The sequence below is a fragment of the Jiangella gansuensis DSM 44835 genome, assembly GCF_000515395.1.
Classification (GTDB): Bacteria; Actinomycetota; Actinomycetes; order Jiangellales; family Jiangellaceae; genus Jiangella; species Jiangella gansuensis.
The window spans coordinates 542349-561093 of record NZ_KI911782.1 but is presented as its reverse complement, the minus strand read 5'-3'; the positions used below and the strand labels follow the sequence as shown (position 1 = coordinate 561093).

Sequence of the window (18745 nt, the reverse complement as noted above, 5' to 3'; positions counted from 1 at the left end):
GTGATAGGTCCACGCGGCGAAATGGGCCGCCGCGTGCCCGGCGGACGGGACATCGGCCGTCGCCGTCACCGACGTGCACCGTGAGGACCAGCTCAGCCCGCTCGCCCGAAGCTAGCGCCGCCAGACCCGCAGTCGCATCAGCTCCTGAGCCGCACGGTCACGTACCGCGGACGGCCGGGCCTGCCGGGTCATATCGCCCGCATGGCTCGGCCGTCGCGCCGCACCCCGTCGACCTGCGATCGGTGAAACGGCTCTCCACGGGAGCCTTGCGAAAACAGTGTCCCTAGGACACAGTTGGCTCCAGCAGGAAACAGTGACCCGCGGACACGGACCCGTACGGTGGCCCTTGCAGGCTCCCTGCGGACGGCGACCGAGGCCGCTACGAGGAGGAGAGCATGACCACACGTACCGGCAGAGTGATCAGCGGCATCACAGTCACAGCCGACGGGTACACGGCCGGGCTCAACCAGAGCGAGGAACGCCCGTTCGGCGACGACGGAGGCGACGGCTGGGGCGACAAGCTGCACGCCTGGTACTCCGAAACCGCCGACGAGAACCAGGCCGAGATCGAGCAGATGACCGCCGCAAGAGCATTCATCATGGGGCGCAACATGTTCGGCCCGGTGCGTGGCGAGTGGGACCGGCAATGGAACGGCTGGTGGGGCGACAACCCGCCCTACCACGCCCCGGTGTTCGTGCTCACCCACCACGCACGCGAGCCGCAGCCGATGGACGGCGGCACCACCTACCACTTCGTCACCGACGGAATCGAGGCCGCGCTGGCACAGGCACGCGCGGCGGCCGGCGACGGCGACGTCGCGATCATGGGCGGCGCCACGACCATCAACCAGTACCTCGCCGCCGGACTGATCGACGAACTGCGGCTGCACATCGTGCCGCTCACGCTCGGCGCGGGCACGCGGCTGTTCGAGGGAGTACCGACGCTGGAACTCGAACAAGTGTCGTCGCGGGCGGCGAGCCTGGTCACACATGTGACCTACCGCGTGCTGTCCTGAGCTGTACCGGGAGGTGGCGGTGATGTCCGAGAGCGAACCCGAACCGTTCGACACGCGGAGCGCCCCCGTGGATTCGCGTCCCGGCGTGGACCGCACGGAGGCCCTGCGCGAGCGGATGTCCAACAGTGCCGTTGCGGCGTTGGAGCTGTACACGATCTACCTCGGCGTACGGCTCGGGCTGTACCGGGCGCTGGCAGAGGGTGGTCCGGCCAGCTCCTCGCAGCTTGCCGACCGGACGGGGACAGCCGAGCGTTACGCACGTGAATGGCTCGAGCAGCACGCGGTGAGCGGACTCATCGATGTCGACGAACCGCGGGCGGACCCGCTCGTTCGGCGGTACCGGTTGCCGGCGGAGCACATCCCTGTCCTCGCCGACCCCGACGATGTCCGGTACGAGGCCCACGTCGCAGTGGACCTCGTGCGCGCTGGGCGCCGGCTTCCGCAGCTGGTGGATGCGTTCCGAGCTGGGAATGCGCCGCCGCCCCTGCCGTGGGAGCCGGAGGGTCGGGCGGACCCCAACCGGTCCCGGTTCATCAACCTGCTCGGCAACGAATGGCTTCCCGCGATCGCCGACGTCGACGTCCGGCTACGGGCAGAACCGCCGGCACGGGTCGCCGACGTGGCGTGCGGCACCGGCTGGTCGAGCATCGCCATGGCGCGCGCGTACCCCAGCGTCCACGTGGACGGCGTTGACCTCGACCCCGACGCCATCACCGCCGCTCGCCGGAATGCCGAACGGTCCGGCGTGGCCGATCGCGTGACGTTCTCAGTCGCTGACGCCGCCAACCTCGGGAATCCGGGCGGGTATGACCTGGTGACCATCTTCGAGGCCCTGCACGACATGTCGCGGCCCGTCGACGCGCTCGGTGCCGCCCGGCAGATCCTCGCCCAGGACGGGATCATGCTCGTGGTCGACGGGTTGGTCAACGAGGAGTTCGCCGCACCCGCCTCGCTCCGGGAACGAACCGAGTACGGCTGGAGCGTGGTTTCCTGCCTACCCGGCGCCATGGCAGACCCTCAGACCGCGGCCACCGGGGCCGTGATGCGCCCCTCGGTGCTTCGTCACTATGCCCTCCAGGCAGGCTTCCGCGATGTGCAGACCCTGCCGATCGACACCGACTACTGGCGCTTCTACCGACTGCTCCCATGATCTGAGCTGGGCCCGTCTCTGTCGGTCGAACCAGCCTCAACCAGCGTGGACCGTCAGAGGGCCCCGCCGGTCATCGGCATGAGAGTGCGTTCCGCCTCGCTCAACGCGGCCGAGATTCTGGCGCACACCTGCTGGCTCGGTTCGAGCCATCCGATCATCCGCTGCTGTCGGGGAGAGTGCCGATGTCGACGAGTTGCTCGGCCACCTGGTGGAGCTTGATGTTGTGATGGGAGGAGATGCGGCGCAGGACGCCCCATGCCTGGCCGGTGGTGAGGCCGTAGCGTTCGCGGAGAATGCCGGTCGCCTCGCCAATCATGCGGCGGGTATCCAACGCTCGGTGCAGATGGTCCTCCTCGACGGCCGCCGCCAGCGCGACTGCTGCGTGAGCGGCCAACGCGAGCCCGTCGAGGAGATCCTCGTGACTGAAGGCGTCGATCTTGGTGGCGTAGAGGTTAAGCGCACCCAGGTTCTCGCCGGTCGTGAAGAGCCGGAAGCTCATCGAGGAGTGGATGTCGAGCTCGGCGGCGATGCGGGGCCCCCAGTTCGGCCAGCGGGGGTCTTCGGCCAGGTTGGTGACGGCCAACACGTCGGTCTGTTTCAGAGCATCGAGGCAGGGACCTTCGTTCAGCTCGTACTGCAACTCGTCGATCTGCCGGAGTTGTTTGTGACTGGCGGCGGGGGTGTCGATCCCGCTCCGGTGGACGAGGGAGATTCCGGCAAGGTCGCAGTTCTCGATGATGTCGGTGGCCATCAGAACAGCCCGGTCCAATGTGAGCTGCGTGCCCGGCTCGTCCGCCATGTCGCGCGCTGCCTCGGCCAAGAGTCGGTTGAACTGATAGCGGTCCATCACCTCGGTTGCCCCCTCCCACAGCCCTCAAGGTGTCGGCGATCCCAACGAGACTTCACCACGGAAACGCAGCGACAGGTCGTTCGTCGCCCCATGCCTGTAGAACACGCAGGCGGGCACATGTCAATTCGTCGAGCGGGTACGTTACAGCAAGCCGCCGTTTCGGCGCGCGACGGAGCTTCGGCTAGACGTGTCGGTTCGAGCCAAGGGCCGACACGTCGCTTGCCGCCCCGGAGACCAGGGCGACGGTGCTGGTGCCGCGCACGAATCACGTGGACCTCTGAAGGCACTCGTCATGACGATGACCTCGAACCGTGAACCTGCGGATCGGTCGTATGCGAAGTCTCCGAACCAGAGGTGGGCCCCCAGGGGATCGAACCCTGAACCCGCGGATTAAAAGTCCGCTGCTCTGCCAATTGAGCTAGAGGCCCCGGGCACAGGCTACCCAGTCCGTCCGGCCCGCTCCACGCGCCCCGGCCGGTCGAGCTGTGCGCGAAAACCGTTCCGACCTTGTCGGTGGCTTCGGCTTGAATGGAGTCCGAGGCCCAGCCGGCGCGTGGCGCTGACACCGTTCTGTGAGCGATCTGTCAGCGCGTCCGGGCAGTGTCGTACCCGACACGCTGCCCGGGTCGTACCGGCCACGGCGCCACGACACGCGAAGGAGACCCCTGACCGCATGAGCACGCCTACCACTCTCTCCCTCGACCGGCTCCGTTCCGACTTCGCCGGCGAGGTCATCGCACCGGGTGACGACGGCTACGATGCCGCCCGCTCCGTCTTCTACGGCGGCGCCGACCACCGCCCCGCCGTCGTCATTCGCCCCGCCGACACCGCGGAGGTCGCCGCCGTCGTCGCCCTGGCTCGCGACACCGGCATGGAGCTCTCCGTCCGCAGCGGTGGGCACAGCGCCGTCGGCCACGGCGTCAGCGACGGCGGCATCACCCTCGACCTCGCGGCGCTGCGCGACCTCGACGTCGACGTCGCCGGCGGCACCGTGTGGGCGCAGACGGGCCTGACGGCGGGCGAGGTCACCACGGCGCTCGCCGAGCACGGGCTGGTCCTCGGCTTCGGCGACACCGGCACTGTCGGCATCGGCGGCATCACCACCGGCGGCGGGGTCGGGTTCCTGTCCCGCAAGTACGGCCTCACCATCGACGCCGTGGTGGCGGCCGAGGTCGTCACTGCCGACGGCCAGGTGCTGGTGGTCGACGCCGAGAACCATCCCGAGCTGTTCTGGGCCATCCGCGGCGGCGGTGGCAACTTCGGCGTCGTCACCCGGTTCCAGTACCAGGTGCGGGAGCTGCCGGGCATCGTGGGCGGCATGCTCATGCTCCCGGCCACCGCGGACGTCGTGCACGGCTTCCTCACCGAGGCCGCTGCCGCTCCGGACGAGTTGTCGGTCATCGTCAACCTCATGCCGGCGCCGCCGATGCCCTTCGTGCCGGAGGAACTGCACGGCACCATGGTGGCGTTCGCGCTGGTCTGCTACGCAGGGCCCGTCGACGAGGCGGAGAAGGTGCTCGCCCCTATCCGGGCCCTGGCCACGCCCATCGTCGACATGGTGCAGCCCATGACGTACGCGGCGATGTTCCCACCCGAGGACAACGACTACCACCCGGTCGCGGTGGCCCGCACGCTCTTCGCCGACCAGATCGACCGGCCGCTGGTCGAGGGCATCCTCGAGCAACTCGCGTCGGCCCCGGCTCCGATGCGGGTCACCCAGCTGCGGCCGCTCGGCGGCGCCATCGCGCGGGTCCCCGACGACGCCACCGCGTACGCCCACCGCCGGCGCGGCTTCATGGTCAACGTCGCGGCGTTCGTCGACGGCCCCGAGACGCGGACCGAGCGCGAGGCCTGGGTCGTCCAGCTCACCGAGCGGATCCAGAACGGCGGCCCCGGCGCGTACGTCAACTTCCTCGGCGACGACGCCCCGGCGCGCATCCGGGAGGCCTATCCCGGCGCCACCTGGGACCGGCTGACCGAGGTGAAGCGGCGCTACGACCCGGACAACCTGTTCCGGCTCAACGCGAACATCGCCCCGGCACCCTGCTGAGCGCTCGTCGCCTCGCGGACCGCACGTCAGGTGCGGTCGAGCGCCCCGAGGATGGCCTGGGCGAGTTCGGCGGGCTTGGTGAACTGCGGCCAGTGGCCGGTCGGCACGTCGACGTACTCGACCTTGCGCAGGGCGGCCACTTCCGCGAGATCCGGGTCACCCTCGGCCATCCACTCCCGCAGCTGCTCGCCGGTGAACTCGCAGGCGACGACCGTGGCCGGGACGTCGTAGCGCCGATCGTCGGTGAGCACCTGCGGGTCGAAGGCCACGCCCGTCGGCTCGGGAATGGCCCGCGCGCGGAACGCCGCGCGCAGGTCGTCGTCCAGGTCCCGCATGTCCTCGACCGCGAACTCCGACCAGTCGGGCAGCGGGATCTCGCCGTCCACCACGGGCAGCGCGGCGTTGATCGGCTGACCGTTGGCGAGCGGGATGGAGTCGACGTGAATCACCCGCGCGACGCGGTCCGGCCGAGCGTCGGCGGCACCGTGCGCGATGGCGCTCCCACCGGAATGCCCCACCAGCACGACGGGGCCGTCGACCTCGTCCACGGCGGCGACCGTGGCGGCGACGTGATCGCGCAGCCCGATGCCGCTGCGATCAGCCCCGACTGACTCCAGCCCTGGCAGCGTGAGCGCGCGCACCCGGTGACCCGCCTGCTCCAACACCGGCGTGACCTGGCTCCACGACGAGCCGTCGAGCCAGAAGCCCGGGATCAGGATGATGTCCATGCGCGCAGAGAGTACGCGCTCCCCTGCCATCGCCTGGCGATGTGCCCCCACCGCGACACGCAACCAGGCCGGAAACCACCCGTTCGTACCGCTGACAGTCTTCCTCGACCGCGAATCCTGTGATACACCTTGTATCGTGAATGACGACAGGGTGTCTCAGGATGTGCTCGAAGCCGCCAAGCGGCTCGCCGAGCGTCAGGAGTTACGCACCGCCTCCATGGCCGACATCGCCAAGGAGGCCGGCATCACCCGCGTCACCCTGTACCGACGCGGCGAGACGAGAACGGCCATCCTGGCGGCCCTGCGTGACGAACTGGTCCGCGAGGAGAGCGCACGGTTGCTGCCCATCCTGGCCGCCGACGGCGACGCCCGGACCCGGCTGACCGCGCTCGTCGAGGCCGTGTGCGCGCTCACCGACGAACGCTCCGACCTGCTGAGCGGACTGGACGACGCCGCACTCAACGCGATCTACCACGAGCCGGGAGACGACTCCCTCACCCGGGCGGAGTTCACCGCGCCCATCGTGCGGCTGCTGCGCGACGGCGCGTTGGACGGCTCGCTGCGCACCTTCGACAACCCCGAGGAGGCCGCGACCGTGCTGTACGTCCAGGTCACCGAGACGTACCTGCACCTGCGCCGCGAGCACCGGTGGCCGGCGCAGCGGGCCACCGGCGCCGTTCTCGATCTCGCCCTGAACGGGCTGCTCCCATGACCGCCGTGCTCGACCGGGTGCTGCCCGGTCAGGGCGTCCACCGCGGCCGGGTGGCCCGGCTGACCGTGGGACATGTGGGCGCTGACCTCTTCCAGGGCGCTGTCCCGGCACTGGTCCCGTTCTTTGTCGCCGACCGCGGCATGAGCTACGCCGACGCCGGGCTGCTCGTGCTGGCCGGCAGCCTTGCCTCCTCCGTGATGCAACCGGTCGCCGGGCTGGTCGGCGACCGCGTACGGGCGGCATGGCTGCAGCCGCTCGGCCTGGTGATGGCCGCCGGCGGGTTGGCGCTGGCGACCGCGGTGGAGTCGTTCGCCGCCATCGCGGTGGCGTTGCTGGCCGGCGGCCTGGGCGTAGCGGTCTTCCACCCGGAGGCGATCCGGGCCACCCGCGCGGCGGCGGGCGACAGCCCCGGCTCGGCCCTGGGCGTGTTCGCACTGGGCGGCAACATCGGCTTCGCGCTCGGCCCGGCCCTGGCGGTGCCGCTCGGTGCCGCGTTCGGGCTACCGGCCGTGGCCGCGGTCGCCGTGATCCCGCTGGCCGGCGCGCTGCTCCTGGGCCGCGGCATCGACGCGTCAGGTCCCGCGTCGGACGCAACCGAGGCCGAGTTCGCCGGTCTCCCCAGCGACTGGCGGACGTTCGGGTACGCGACAGCCGGTGCGACGGCCGCCACCGCGGTGCTCTTCGGCCTGATGGCGTTCGCGCCGGTGTGGTTCGACGAGGTGCTCGGCGCGGGCGTCGGTCTCGGCAGCGCCGCCGTCACCGCGATGCTGGTGGCCGGTGCCGTCGGCACCTATGCAGGCGGGTGGCTAGGCGACCGGCATGGCCGCCGCCCGGTCATCGTGGTCTCGGTGGCGGTCTTGCTACCGCTGACGGCGATGTTGCCGTTGTCGACGACGGTCATGGCGGTCGCGTTGCTGGTGCTGATCGGGCTGGCCATCGAGGGCAGCGTGTATCCGCTGGTCATCGTCGCCCAGGACGCTCTGCCGAGGCACGCTGGGCTGGCGTCCGGGGTGGCGCTCGGGCTGAGCATCGGCATCGCCGCCGGCACGACGAGTGTGCTCGGCGTGCTGGTGGACGGAGCCGGACCGACGGCAGCACTGTGGGGATGCGCGGCCATGGCGGCGCTGGCACTCGGCTTCGGCCTCGCCGCGACCCGTCGGCGGGATCCAGCATCCCGTGATCGACAGGAAGCTACGCCCCCTCCAGCGGTAGCAACTCCCTGTTGATCACCGGGAGCGGCCGGTCCAGGCCAGCAGGTCGTCGACCGCCCAGGTGTTGACGATGCGCTCGACCGGGACGCCACACGCGGCCGCCCGCTCACACCCGTACGGTTGCCAGTCCAGCTGGCCGGGCGCGTGGGCGTCGGTGTCGAGGGCGAACGAGCAGCCGGCCTCGACCGCAAGTCGCAGCAGCCGCTTCGGTGGGTCGAGCCGCTCCGGCCGGGAGTTGATCTCGACCGCGACGCCGAACCGCTCGCACGCGGCGAAGACGAGCTCGGCGTCGAAGGTGGACTCCGGCCGGGTGCCGCGACCGCCGGTGACCAGCCGGCCGGTGCAGTGCCCGAGCACGTCGACGTGCGGGTTGGCGATCGCCGTGACCATACGGCGGGTCATCTCGTCCGCGGGCATCCGCAGCTTGGAGTGCACACTCGCGACGACGACGTCGAGCCGGCCGAGTAGCTCGTCGGTCTGGTCCAACGACCCGTCCTCGTTGATGTCGACCTCGATGCCGGTGAGGATGCGGATGCCGTCGGACTGCTCGTTCAGCTCGGCCACGACGTCGAGCTGACGGCGCAGCCTCTCGACGGACAGCCCGTTGGCGACCGTGAGCCTGGGCGAGTGGTCGGTCAGCGCGATGTACTGGTGGCCGAGCCCGGCCGCCGCACGCACCATCTCCGGGATCGGGCTGCCGCCGTCGGACCAGTCCGAATGGGTGTGCAGGTCGCCGCGGAGTGCCGCGCGGACCTCGGCACCACCCTCGGCGACCGGCTGCCCGGCGGTGGCTTCGAGGCGACGGAGGTAGACCGGAACCTCACCGGCCAGCGCCTCCGTGATGACCTCGGCGGTGACCTTGCCGATGCCACGCAGCTCGGTGAGAGTGCCTGCGGCGACCCGTTCGGCCAGCTCCGCCCCGCCGACGGTGTCCGCTGCGGCCGCCGCGGTGCGGAAGGCGCGTACTCGATACGTCGGCTCGCGCGCCCGCTCCAGCAGGTACGCGATGCGCCGCAGGACGTCGCCCGGGTTGGCGTCGGCGCTCACCTCAGTCCCGCCCTTGCCAGGTGCAGATGCACGCCTCGTTGCCCTCGGGGTCGGCCAGCACCCAGAACGCCGGCACCATGGCGTCGAACACCAACCGGCCACCGGCGGCGAGCGCTGCCCGCAGCCGGTTCTCCGCTTCGTCGTGCGGGACCGTCACGTCGAGATGGATGCGGTTGCGCTGCGGTCTCGGTGCGTCCATCTGTTGGAACCACACGGCCGGACCCTGGCCGCGAGGGTCGACCAGGGGGTCCTCCGGACCCTCGTGCCCCGGCTCGTCGGTGTAGCCGAGGACTGCCTTCCAGAACGGCCGGATGGCCGGGATGTCGATGGCGTCGATGCCGATCTCGAGGGACTGCACGACGCGGCCGCCCTCTCCGAGGCCAGGGTCGGAGTGCCGGCCGGCCGCGAGCAACGCCGTCGTGATGCGTCCGGCCGTCTCGACATCGGCCGGGGTGACGTCGGCGATCGCTGGGTCCTGGACGGCGAGCAGCACCCGGTCACGGCGCAGGTCGAGTGAGAGGCTCGCCGACGTGCCGGCCGCCTGCGCCGCCGTCGTCGCGACCTCGGCCGCCTCGGCCAGGGACCCGACGGCGACGCCGGTGTGCAACCGGCCCAGCAGATAACGCCAGCCGAGATGGGACACCGCCGCGGAGGCGTCCGGCCGGCTCAGTGCGGAGCGGTCCTCACCCATGCCGCCATCTTCACACGCCGGGCCGACAACCCGGGCCGGTATGGCTCGGGTTGGGTGGGCGCGGCGACCCGACACCAGGCGTTCTCCCGCTTCACCAGGCAAGCATCCCTGGTGAAGCGGGAGAACCCCAACGCAACGTGATCATTTCCGGGTCGGAGAAGGGAGGGGCGAATGTCAGCTGCGGTCGCGGTGGAACTCGCGGCGGCACTCCTTGAGGTCGACGGTCACCCGCTCGCCTAGGTCGACGTTCACCGGGACGGTCTGCAGCACCGTGCCGTCCGGCCGCTCGCAGGTGAGGATCCACGGCTCGGTGTAGAACCCCGTCTGGTTCCCTTCGACACCGCTGGCCTGGTAGGCGGGGATCGGCCGGTACGACGGGTTGACCGACCACTCGAACTTGCCGTTGCGGCTGGCGATGTCGAGATCGTCGGTGAGCGTGGTGGTGAACGACGACGGACGGGTCGAGCCGTCCGCCTGGAGATATGGGCTGGTGTACATGTCGAACGACTTGGTGATGCGCAACACCGCGTCCTTCGGTGCCTGGCCGGCGATGACGGCGTGCTCGGCCGGGTCGGCCGCCGTCTCCAGCATGGTGAACGCGGCCTGGCGGTGCTCGTCGTACACGTCCAGCACCTGCGTCTGGTAGGTGCGCGCCACGCCCGCGTCCGGGCAGGTCTCGGTGGTGATGGACAGGCCACGGGTGGCGAAGTACGCCCAGTCGATGGCCTCTCCGGTGGTCTCGTAGTCCTCCGCCGACGGCAGCGCCTTGTAATTGGGGCCGTACGCCGCCGCCACCTGCGAGGCCAGCGCGTGCAGCCGGTCGACGTCCTGGGCCGGGCCGGCCTCGAGCTGCAGCGGCGGGTAGAGCACCACCTGGATGCACGTGTGCTGGGTGTTGAACACGGTGGCCTGCCGGGTGGAGAGCAACCACTCGATGTTGCGGGTCTCCGGCTCCGACCATGCCGCCGCGCCACCGGTGGAGATAGGCAGCCAGCCCAGGCCGTAGTTGCGGTTCATGTCGGTGTTCGTGTCGGTCTGGCGGCGGCCGCGGACGAAGCCGTCGACGTTCACCACCGGCACGACGACGACGCGGGCCTCGTCGAGCAGCCGGGTGACGTACGGGTCGCCGGCGGCCGCGCTCTCGACCAGGTCGATGGCGAACTCCATGGTCAGCTCGCCGCTGGGGAACTCGTTGCCGTGGTGCATGCCGACATTGACGAAGACCGGCTTGCCGTTGTCGACGTCGACGTCGCGGCTGATCTCGATGCCGTGGACGGTGCGGCCGGACGTCGTCGCGTACGGCAACGTGATCGGCTTGACCAGGTCCGGGTGCTCGGTGGCCAGCTCCGCCATGTCCGCCTCGTAGTCGGCCAGCGTGCGGTACTCGGTGTTGCCGCTGGGCAGGCTCGACTCCGCGGCGCCGACGGTGGGCGGGACGGCGACGACCGTCAGCGCGAGCGTGGCGGCAGCGGCGGCCACCACCAGGCGGCGCTTCGAACGGGGCTGATCGGTAAGCCTCATGACGCGTTCCTCTCCGGGACCGACAGGGCACAAGCTCGACCATTGAAGATCGGCCGATGTAGGGCAGAGGTTATCGCCGCGTTACGTTCCGCACGAGACCTATGCAATGTCATGTTGTGAGGCATCTGTCCGGCCGAGGCGCTACCGTCCGCACCATGTCCGATCCCGGGGCGGACCCGTACGCCCAGCCAGCACAACCGCCGCAGCCCCATCCGCAGCCGCGGCCGTATTTCGAACCCCGGCCCTACACACCCGGCCCGTACAACCCATGGGCTGCCGAAGAGGGGCCGCCACGCGACCCGTCCACGAACAAGCTCGCCGTGGCCGCGCTGCTGTTCGGGGTCTTCGCCGTCTTCCCGCTGGCCATCACCTGCGCCATCATCGCGCTGGTCCAGCTCAGCGACCGGAACCAGCCCGGCAAGAAGCACGCGATCGGCGGGCTGGTGGCGTCCGGCGTCTGGCTCACGCTCATCATCACCCTGAGCGCGGTCGGCACCACGGACCGGGCCGACCGCGACGAGTCGGGTCGCGTCACCGAGGCGGGGGATCTCGCGCCGGAGAAGCTGGGGGTCGGCGACTGCGTCAACGACCTGGAGGAGACGACCAGGGTCTTCTCACTGCCTGCCGTGCCGTGCGCGCAGCCGCACGAAGGCGAGGTGTTCGGCATCGTCGAGCTGGAGCGTGGACCCTACCCGGGCGAGGATGCGGTCTTCGCGGAGGCTGACCAGAGGTGCAATGACCTGCTGTGGGCTTACGCACCCTCGGCGGCCCAGAACATGACCATCGGGTTCACCTACATTTACCCGGCCGAGGATCGCTGGGTGTCCAGCCGCGAGATCATCTGCATCGCCATGTCGCCGAACGGCCCGCTGACGGGGACGCTCGCGGAGCGGGCCCAGACCTGACGACGGAGCGGCGGCGCGTCGATTCCGCCGCAGCCGCTCCGCTCGCCGCCCGGCCGGGCGGTCTTCGGGTCGAACTGCCGGCCGCCCCCAGGCGTTCTCCCGCTCCACGCGGCATGCATCCATGGTGGTGCGGGTGCACCCATGGTGGACGTGATCATTTTCGGGGTGCACAGCAAGCAGCATCACGGAGGCACTTGCGGTCTGAGTTAGGTTAGGCAAACCTAGTTGACTGCAGATCATTCTCCGTGAAAGGACCGCGCCCGTGGCGTACCACGAGGGTGTCAAGCTCGCCGATCCACCAGCAACCGGAACGACCGAACCCCACGACGAGCTGCTCGAACGGCAACGCCGCCGGGAGTCGTCGGCCCGTTCCTATCCCCGGCGGCTGCCCATCGCCCTGGTCGAGGCACGCGGGTGCACGGTCCGCGACCGGCAGGGCAACGCCTACCTCGACTGCCTGGCCGGCGCCGGTGCGCTGGCCCTCGGCCACAACCATCCGGTGGTGGTGCAGGCGATCCGGGACGCTCTCGACTCCGGTGCGCCCCTGTCGACGCTGGACCTGCCGACGCCGGTCCGCGACGGCTTCGTCACCCAGCTGTTCGAAGTACTGCCGCAACACCTGCGCGACGGGCGCATCCTGTTCTGCGGCCCGAGCGGCGCCGACGCCGTCGAGGCCGCGGTCAAACTGGCCCGCACCTCGACCGGGCGGTCCGGGGTGCTCGCCTTCGGCGGCGCCTACCACGGCATGACCCAGGGCACGCTGGCGCTCACCGGCCGCCGCTCGGCGAAGGAGCCGCTGGGCACGCTGCTGCCGGACGTGCACCACCTGCCGTTCCCGACGGCGTTCCGTTCGCCGTTCGGCCTGCACGACGCCGCGGGCATGGCCGGCAGAGTCGTCGAGTGGGCGCTGGCCGACGACCTCAGCGGGATCGCCGCGCCGGCCGCGGTCATCGCCGAGCCGGTGCAGGGCGAGGGCGGCGTGCACCCGATGCCGGCGGCGTTCGCCGGCACCGTCCGCCGGGCCACCCGGGCGGCGGGGACCGTGCTGATCGCCGACGAGGTCCAGACCGGTCTCGGCCGCACCGGTGACCTGTGGGCCAGCGAGGCCGTCGGCCTGGAGGCGGACGTCCTGGTGCTCTCGAAGGCGATCGGTGGTGGGCTGCCGCTCGCGGTCATCGTCCACCGGGGTGCCCTGGACGGCTGGCAGCCCGGCGCGCACGCCGGCACGTTCCGCGGCTCGACGCTGGCACTGGCTGCCGGCGCGGCGACGATCCGGGAGGTCACGACGGCCGGGTGGGTCGAGCACGCCCGCGACGTCGGCCGCCGGCTCACCGAGGGCCTGCTGGCGGTTGCGTCCGACGACCCGCGGGTCGGGCACGTGCGCGGTCGCGGCCTGATGGTCGGCGCCGAACTGGTCGACCCGGAGGTGATCGACGCCGACGGCGTCCCGGTGCCGGACGGCTGGCTGGCCGGCCGGGTGCAGCGGGAGATGCTGCACCGCGGCGTCATCGTGGAAGTGGGCGGCACGCATGACGCCGTCGTGCGGTTCCTGCCACCCCTGATCATCACCGCGGCGGAGGTCGACCGGGTGGTCGACGCGTTCGGCGCGGCGCTGCGGGCGAGCCGGGACGAACCGCGGTGACCGGCCACGACACACCGCTGTTCCTCGACGGCAGCGCCGCCTCGCACGACGCTCTGCGCGCGGCGGTCGCGGACGTGCTGGACGTGCTGGCCGGTACCGACGACCGCCCGCCGTTCCCGGCACTGGACCCGGCCGGGCTGCGAACGGCGGCCGCCGCCGTCGAACCCCTGCCTGACGACGCCGAACCGCTGCGCGACGTGCTGGCCGACGTCGGGCGGCAGGTGCTGGCCAACGGCGCCCGAGTCACCGATCCGTGGTGCGCGGCTCACCTGCATCCGCCGACGCTGCTGACGGCGGCCGCGACCGAGCTGGCCATCGCGGTCACCAACCAGTCGATGGACTCCTTCGACCAGGCGCCGGCCGCCACCTACGTCGAGGACCGGCTGGTGAGCAGGCTGGGCACGCTGGCGGGGCTGCCGGCCGCCGCGTCGGGCGTGCTGACCGCCGGCGGGACGGCGTCGAACCTGCTCGGTCTCTTGCTCGCACGCGACCACGCGGCCGGGGGCGCGAACGTCAACGGGCTGCCGCCGGTGGCCGCGCGGTGGCGCATCCTCGCCTCCTCCGCGGCCCATGTCAGCGTCCGGCAGGCGGCCGCCGTGCTGGGCCTCGGCCGGGACGCCGTCGTCGCGGTGGCCACCGACGACGCCGGCCGGATGGATGTCCCCGCGCTGGACCGCTGCCTGGACGGGCTGCGGCAGACCGGAGCCGTGCCGATCGCCGTCGTCGGGACGGCCGGCACCACCGACACCGGGGGGATCGATCCGCTCGACGCCCTGGCCGACCGGGCCGCGGACGCCGGCGCGTGGTTCCACGTGGACGCCGCGGTCGGGTCAGCGCTGCTGCTCAGCGACCGGCTGCGGCCGCTTCTGACCGGTCTGGAGCGGGCCGACTCGATCACCGCCGACCTGCACAAGCTGTGGTGGCAACCGATCGGCGCCAGCGTGCTGCTGGTCCGCGACGCCGCGCTGCTGGGCAGCGTGCGCGAACCGGCCGACTACCTGAACCGGACCGACGACGCGGACGTGCTCAACCTCGTCGACCGATCACTGGACACGTCGCGGCGGTTCGACGCGCTGAAGATCCTCGTGTCGCTGCGGGCGACCGGGCGGCGCCGGCTGGCCGCGATGGTCGAGCACCTGGTCGACCTGGCCGCGTCCGCCGGCGACGCCGTCACCGACCGGCCGGAGCTGGAGCTGCTGGCGCCGCCGCAGACGGTGATGGTGCTGTTCCGCTGCCGTGCGGCCGGGCTGGGCGAGGCCCGGCTGGACGAGCTCAACGTGGCCGTCCAGCGGCGCCTGTTGGCGTCCGGCCGCGCCGTCGTCGGCCGCACCCGGCACCGCGGACGGGTCGCGCTCAAGCTCACCCTGACGAATCCGCTGACCACGGCCGGCGACATCGCCGCCCTGCTCGACACCGTCGTCACCACCGCCAAGGAGGCCGCGTGACCGCCCCCACCCGCGACTTCTGGAGAGTTGTGCACGCTGAAAGTGCTCCGGAAGGGTGCATAACTCTCCAGGAGTCGCGGAAACCGTCGCCACGGGAGGCCGCGGACGACGCCGGCGCGCACGCGCTGCTCACCTGCTGGCTGCGCGAGCTGCCCGGCTGGACGCTGGACACCCGCGGCGATCAGCCGGTCGTCGTCGTGCCGCTGCCCCGCTGGAACGGCCGCCTGCTGATCGGGGTCCGGCGTGTCTCCGCGACGTTCCGGCACCAGCTCGAGCTGCCGGCGCTGATCCAGCTCGGCGACGCCGCGCCGCGGCCGATCGCGCTGGCGCCGCTGGCGGTACTGCTGGCCGACACGCTCGACGAGGCACCGGGCCGCGGTGAAGCGCTGCTGACCCGGGTCCTCGACAGTGCCGCCGCGGTCGCCGACCACCTGACCCGCCGAGGCGGCGACATCGACCGGCTCTGGTCGCCCGAGCCGCTGACCTTCGGCGAGACCGAACAGGCACTCCTGCTCGGGCACCTGGTGCACCCGACCCCGAAGAGCCGCGGCGAGATGAGCGGCACGGAACGGCAGCGGTACTCCCCGGAGACCGGCGGCCGGTTCCCGCTGCGCTGGCTGGCCGTCTCCGCCGACCTCATCCGGCACGGCAGCGCGGTGGACACCCCGGCGCCGCTCCTGGCCGAAGCGCTGCTGCGCGAGGACCCCGCGGTGGACTCCGCCGCGCTGGACGCCACGCTCGGCGCCGTCGGCGGTGACCGGATGCTGCTGCCGGCGCACCCGTACGAGGCGGACCGGCTGGCCACCGCACCGGAAACCGCGGACCTGTTCGACAGCGGCGCGGTCGTGGACCTCGGAGAGTGGGGCTCGCCGTACCTGCCCACCACGTCCGTCCGCACCGTCTACCGGGCCGAGTCGCCGTGGCAGCTGAAGTTCTCGCTGCACGTGCGGGTCACGAACTCGATGCGGGTCACGCTGCCGAAGGAGCTGGACCGCGCCGTGGAGTCCGCACGGCTGGCGCGCACCGTGGTCGGGCAGTGGACCGCGCAGGCCGCGCCGGACTTCGTCCTCGTCCAGGACCCGGCCTACCTCACCGTCACCCGCGGCGACGACGTCCTGAACGGCTTCTCGGTACTGCTGAGGTCGAACCGGTGGGGCACCGGCGGGCCACGGGACGTGTCCGCGCTGACCACCCTGTGCCAGGACCACCCGTACGGCGGACGCAGCCGGCTGTCGGCCATCGTCGCGGCGATCGCGGCCCGGACCGGCCGAGCCGAGGACGACGTCGCCCGGGAGTGGTTCGGCCGGTTCTGCGACGTCGTCGTCCGGTCGCTGATCCGCCTGTACCTCGACGTCGGGCTGTGCTTCGAGGCGCACCAGCAGAACACGCTGGTCGAGTTGGAGGACGGCTGGCCGGTGCGCGGGGCGTACCGCGACAGCCAGGGGTACTTCCACCGCGAGGCGGCGCACGGCGACCTGACCGCCGTCGTCCCCGGCCTGGGCGAAGCCACCGAATCGATCTTCCCGGAGACGCTGGCCGACGAGCGGCTCGTCTACTACCTGTTCGTCAACCTGACTCTCGGTGTGGTGAACGCGCTGGGCCCGTGCGCCGACGAGTCGCTGCTGCTGGCGGACCTGCGCCGGGTGCTGACATCGGAACGCCGGCGCGGCGGGCGATACCCGGCGACGCTCCTGGACCGGCTTCTCGACGACGAACGCTGGCCGTGCAAGGCGAACCTGCTCACCCGGGCGCGCGACATGGACGAACTGGTCGGCGACATCGCCACCCAGTCGGTGTACGTGACGCTGCCCAACCCGCTGCTGGGGGTGGCCCCATGAGCGCGTTGTTCGTGACGCTCCCGGGTGCCGCCGTCGAGCTGACGTTCACCCCAGCCCGGGCGGACGCCGACGCCGCGCTCGTCCACGACTGGATGAACCGGCCACACGTCGTCCCGTGGTGGCAGCTCGACAAGCCGCTACCGGCCATCCGCGACTACCTGGCCGGGCTCACCCACCTCGCGCCGTGGGTGGTGTCGGCCGACGGAGTCCCGTTCGGCTACGTCGAGACCTACCGCGTGCAGGACGACCCGCTGGCCGCGTACTACCCGGCGCGCGCCGACGACGTGGGCTTCCACCTGCTGGCCGGGCCGCTGTCGATGCTCGGCACGGGGGTGCCCCGGCTGATGGGCCGGGCGGTGCTGGCGTATCTGCTGGGCCGGGGCGCGCGGGCCGTCTGCGAGCCGGACGTCCGCAACGGCCGGATGCTCGCCTACTGCGCCCGGCTGGGGTTGACGACGCTGGGCGAGGCCGACCTGCCGGACAAGCGAGCCGCGGTGCTCGCCTGCACCCGAGCGGAGTTCGACGCGCGCTGGCCGGGCGACCGGGCCGCCGTCGCCGCGTCCATGGACCCGATGGTTGCGGGATCCGGGACGCCAGGGCAGCCCGGATCCCGCAGCCATGCGGCTGGGGAGGCATCGTGAGCGAGCTGGACGTCGTCGGCGTCGGGCTGGGACCGTTCAATCTCGGCCTGGCCGCGTTGCTGTCGCCGGTGCCGGACGTCGAGGCGAGGTTCTTCGACGCTTCGCCCCGGTTCTCCTGGCATCCCGGGCTGATGCTGCCCGGCACGACCCTTCAGGTGCCGTTCCTGGCCGACCTGGTGACCCTTGCCGACCCGACCAGCCGGTACTCGTTCCTGAACTACCTGCACGAGCGCGGCCGGCTGTACCGCTTCTACTTCTACGAGCGGTTCCACGTGCCGCGCGCGGAGTTCGACGCCTACGCACGCTGGGTTGCCGAGTCGCTGCCGTCGTGCCGGTTCGGGTCGCGCGTGGAGTCCGTGACGCCAGCGGGCGACGGCCGCTGGCTGGTGCGGGTGTGCACGTCCGACGGCGTCGAGGAGCATCGAGCCCGCTCGGTCGTGTTCGGGGTGGGCAGCCGGCCGTCGGTGCCAGCCGTCGCCCGCGACGTCGTCGGTGACGCCGTCTTCCACACCGCGGACTACCTGACCTACCGGGAGAAAGCGGTGACCGCGGGCGCCGTCACCGTCGTCGGGTCCGGGCAGAGCGCCGGCGAGGTCGTGGCGGACCTCCTGGAGACCGGGTTGCCCGGCGGCCTGACGGTGGACTGGTTCACCCGCTCGGGCGGGTTCCTGCCGATGGAGTACTCGAAGCTCGGACTCGAACACTTCACGCCCGAGTACACGGCGTACTTCCACGGCCTGCCGCCGGAGGTCCGCGACCGCGTCCGGGCCGGGCAGGATCTGCTCTACAAGGGGCTCTCCGCCGAAACCAGCGAACGCATCTACGACCTTCTCTACGCTGCGACGATCGACCGCGACGACCCGCCGGTCACGTACGGCGGCGGCTGCGAGCTGCGCGCCATCGAACCGTCGCCGCGGCCGGGCCGGCGCTGGCGGCTCACCTGGCACCACCGCGACCAAGACCGCACGTTCACCCGTGACACCGACGTCGTGGTGCTCGGGACAGGACACGAGCCTGCCCCGCTGCCGGTGGCGCCGGGTCTGCTGGCGCGCGACGAGCGCGGGCGGCCTCTGGTCGCGGCCGACTACCGGTTGGAGCTCGCCTCGGGTGCGCCGTCGACGCTGTACGCCCAGAACGCCGAGCTGCACACGCACGGCGTCGGAGCGCCCGACCTCGGCCTCGGGGCACACCGCAACAGCGTCATCGTCAACGCGCTGACCGGCCGCGAGGTCTACCCCGTCCGGGAGCGCACCGTCTACCAGCGCTTCGGCGCCGACCAGCTGGGCTGAGGAGAAGCC

16 protein-coding genes and 1 tRNA gene are annotated in these 18745 nt (G+C 71.6%); 11 read left to right on the top strand and 6 right to left on the bottom strand.

From position 1 onward, the window contains the following. The first annotated feature begins 395 nt into the window (after positions 1 to 395). Both JIAGA_RS0102890 and JIAGA_RS0102885 read left to right on the top strand, forming a co-directional pair. Positions 396 to 1016 carry a dihydrofolate reductase family protein gene (locus JIAGA_RS0102890; protein ID WP_026874502.1) on the top strand — a complete coding sequence of 207 codons (621 nt, stop codon included), beginning with the start codon at positions 396 to 398 and terminating at the stop codon, positions 1014 to 1016. Positions 1017 to 1083: 67 nt separating this feature from the next. Continuing rightward, positions 1084 to 2166 (top strand): SAM-dependent methyltransferase, encoded by a 1083-nt coding sequence (locus JIAGA_RS0102885; protein ID WP_026874501.1) that lies wholly within the window; start codon positions 1084 to 1086, stop codon positions 2164 to 2166. A 154-nt stretch (positions 2167 to 2320) separates the two neighbouring features. Here the strand turns inward: JIAGA_RS0102885 and JIAGA_RS0102875 are convergent, their stop codons facing one another. Further along, the gene (locus tag JIAGA_RS0102875; protein ID WP_026874500.1) at positions 2321 to 3013 is read right to left on the bottom strand and encodes a GAF and ANTAR domain-containing protein; all 693 of its coding nucleotides are present in this window, start codon (positions 3011 to 3013) and stop codon (positions 2321 to 2323) included. A 358-nt stretch (positions 3014 to 3371) separates the two neighbouring features. Continuing rightward, positions 3372 to 3444, bottom strand: a tRNA-Lys gene (locus JIAGA_RS0102870). A 245-nt stretch (positions 3445 to 3689) separates the two neighbouring features. Here JIAGA_RS0102870 and JIAGA_RS0102865 point away from each other — a divergent pair. Beyond that, entirely contained in the window at positions 3690 to 5066 is a 1377-nt protein-coding gene (locus tag JIAGA_RS0102865) for an FAD-binding oxidoreductase (protein ID WP_026874499.1), read from the top strand. 26 nt (positions 5067 to 5092) lie between these two features. On the opposite strand, the gene JIAGA_RS0102860 is transcribed toward JIAGA_RS0102865, so the two are convergent. Further along, positions 5093 to 5794: an alpha/beta fold hydrolase gene (locus JIAGA_RS0102860; RefSeq protein WP_026874498.1), complete on the bottom strand. Its 702-nt coding sequence runs from the start codon at positions 5792 to 5794 to the stop codon at positions 5093 to 5095. Between the two features lie 136 nt (positions 5795 to 5930). Between JIAGA_RS0102860 and JIAGA_RS32705 the strand changes: the two genes are divergently transcribed. Beyond that, entirely contained in the window at positions 5931 to 6506 is a 576-nt protein-coding gene (locus JIAGA_RS32705; protein WP_169738806.1) for a TetR/AcrR family transcriptional regulator, read from the top strand. Beyond that, the gene (locus JIAGA_RS27175) at positions 6503 to 7732 is read left to right on the top strand and encodes an MFS transporter (RefSeq protein WP_051425615.1); all 1230 of its coding nucleotides are present in this window, start codon (positions 6503 to 6505) and stop codon (positions 7730 to 7732) included. Before JIAGA_RS32705 ends, JIAGA_RS27175 begins: the two co-directional genes overlap by 4 nt. On the opposite strand, the gene JIAGA_RS0102845 is transcribed toward JIAGA_RS27175, so the two are convergent. From JIAGA_RS0102845 to JIAGA_RS27170, 3 genes are all read right to left on the bottom strand, one after another. Next, positions 7733 to 8764 carry a PHP domain-containing protein gene (locus JIAGA_RS0102845; protein WP_026874497.1) on the bottom strand — a complete coding sequence of 344 codons (1032 nt, stop codon included), beginning with the start codon at positions 8762 to 8764 and terminating at the stop codon, positions 7733 to 7735. A gap of 1 nt (position 8765) precedes the next feature. Next, positions 8766 to 9455 carry a VOC family protein gene (locus tag JIAGA_RS0102840; RefSeq protein WP_026874496.1) on the bottom strand — a complete coding sequence of 230 codons (690 nt, stop codon included), beginning with the start codon at positions 9453 to 9455 and terminating at the stop codon, positions 8766 to 8768. 174 nt (positions 9456 to 9629) lie between these two features. Then, positions 9630 to 10976, bottom strand: a complete 1347-nt coding sequence (locus JIAGA_RS27170; protein WP_084469420.1) for a M14 family zinc carboxypeptidase — start codon at positions 10974 to 10976, stop codon at positions 9630 to 9632. A 155-nt stretch (positions 10977 to 11131) separates the two neighbouring features. On the opposite strand from JIAGA_RS27170, the gene JIAGA_RS0102830 reads away from it, so the two are divergent. The 6 genes from JIAGA_RS0102830 to JIAGA_RS0102805 all read left to right on the top strand — a co-directional run bounded on the left by JIAGA_RS0102830 (position 11132) and on the right by JIAGA_RS0102805 (position 18736). After that, positions 11132 to 11881, top strand: a complete 750-nt coding sequence (locus tag JIAGA_RS0102830; protein ID WP_169738805.1) for a DUF4190 domain-containing protein — start codon at positions 11132 to 11134, stop codon at positions 11879 to 11881. 262 nt (positions 11882 to 12143) lie between these two features. Next, positions 12144 to 13523 (top strand): diaminobutyrate--2-oxoglutarate transaminase family protein, encoded by a 1380-nt coding sequence (locus tag JIAGA_RS27165; protein WP_035812014.1) that lies wholly within the window; start codon positions 12144 to 12146, stop codon positions 13521 to 13523. Further along, on the top strand, positions 13520 to 14968 hold the full coding sequence (locus tag JIAGA_RS27160; protein ID WP_051425612.1) for a pyridoxal phosphate-dependent decarboxylase family protein: 1449 nt from the start codon (positions 13520 to 13522) through the stop codon (positions 14966 to 14968). Before JIAGA_RS27165 ends, JIAGA_RS27160 begins: the two co-directional genes overlap by 4 nt. After that, entirely contained in the window at positions 14965 to 16806 is a 1842-nt protein-coding gene (locus JIAGA_RS27155) for an IucA/IucC family protein (RefSeq protein ID WP_169738804.1), read from the top strand. Before JIAGA_RS27160 ends, JIAGA_RS27155 begins: the two co-directional genes overlap by 4 nt. After that, on the top strand, positions 16803 to 17447 hold the full coding sequence (locus tag JIAGA_RS33605; protein ID WP_084469416.1) for a GNAT family N-acetyltransferase: 645 nt from the start codon (positions 16803 to 16805) through the stop codon (positions 17445 to 17447). The genes JIAGA_RS27155 and JIAGA_RS33605 overlap by 4 nt, the downstream gene beginning before the upstream one ends. After that, the gene (locus JIAGA_RS0102805; protein WP_211239485.1) at positions 17444 to 18736 is read left to right on the top strand and encodes a lysine N(6)-hydroxylase/L-ornithine N(5)-oxygenase family protein; all 1293 of its coding nucleotides are present in this window, start codon (positions 17444 to 17446) and stop codon (positions 18734 to 18736) included. The genes JIAGA_RS33605 and JIAGA_RS0102805 overlap by 4 nt, the downstream gene beginning before the upstream one ends. The last annotated feature ends 9 nt before the right edge of the window (positions 18737 to 18745 follow it).